Origin of the sequence: Bartonella sp. TT110JLCBS (assembly GCF_042193405.1) — a bacterium.
GTDB lineage: Bacteria > Pseudomonadota > Alphaproteobacteria > Rhizobiales > Rhizobiaceae > Bartonella.
The window spans coordinates 1-602 of the sequence record NZ_JBHILT010000266.1; the positions used below are offsets into that span (position 1 = coordinate 1).

At 40.5% G+C, this 602-nt stretch carries 3 protein-coding genes; all 3 read right to left on the minus strand.

Features of this window, described 5'->3' with window-relative positions; genetic code table 11:
* Positions 1–105 precede the first annotated feature (105 nt).
* Complete coding sequence (locus tag ACFILW_RS10835; RefSeq protein WP_339373813.1) at positions 106–177, minus strand: GpE family phage tail protein; 72 nt, start codon at positions 175–177, stop codon at positions 106–108.
* A gap of 38 nt (positions 178–215) precedes the next feature.
* Positions 216–503 carry a phage tail assembly protein gene (locus ACFILW_RS10840; protein ID WP_375685835.1) on the minus strand — a complete coding sequence of 96 codons (288 nt, stop codon included), beginning with the start codon at positions 501–503 and terminating at the stop codon, positions 216–218.
* A gap of 2 nt (positions 504–505) precedes the next feature.
* On the minus strand, positions 506–602 hold a 97-nt coding region (locus ACFILW_RS10845; RefSeq protein WP_375685836.1), incomplete at its 5' end, for a phage major tail tube protein.

The window sequence follows — 602 nt, forward strand, 5'->3', positions numbered from 1 at the left end:
AGAGTGTTTTTGACAATGTATCGAATTTTTTTTGAAGATGTTTGAGAGGTGCGGTGAGTTTGTCTTCAAGAGACAATCTCACCTTTGCATCAGCAACTTTTTCACTCATTTTGTCTTATACCTTTCTGCTGCTTGTTTTCGCCAGAATATGAGTTCTTGTAGTTCCATTTCCATCATGTCCGGAAGAGACCAATGAAAAACAATGGCGATATCGGCTATGAGTTTAGCGGCGGTTTCCCAGTCGAGGTGTCCCGCCGCTTGATAAAAGACTCCAAAATCTCTCCAATGCTCGACAAGTCATTAATATCGAGTTCTCCAACAGCCTCATGCGGCCATTCAGAAAGGCGTGTGATCATAGCGATTGTTTGCTCTATGCCTTCTTTTTTGTCGATTGCTTGCACATCTTTTGTTTTGGGGCGCTGTAAGGTAATTGTGGTGTGCTCTTTTCCTTCAAAAGTAACAGGTATCAATAATTTATGTGTAATGCTTGTTTGGACTGTCATTTTTATAATCCTATATTGTTTTTATGGTCTGCGAGTTGATTGACGCCATTGAATTTTCTCACCAAGTTGAGGACATCTATCTCAACGATTTCAACGTCC

What these genes read in the sequence shown, in the direction of transcription:
- ACFILW_RS10840 (WP_375685835.1), bottom strand. Translation starts at nt 503, where the DNA reads ATGACAGTCCAAACAAGCATTACACATAAATTATTGATACCTGTTACT.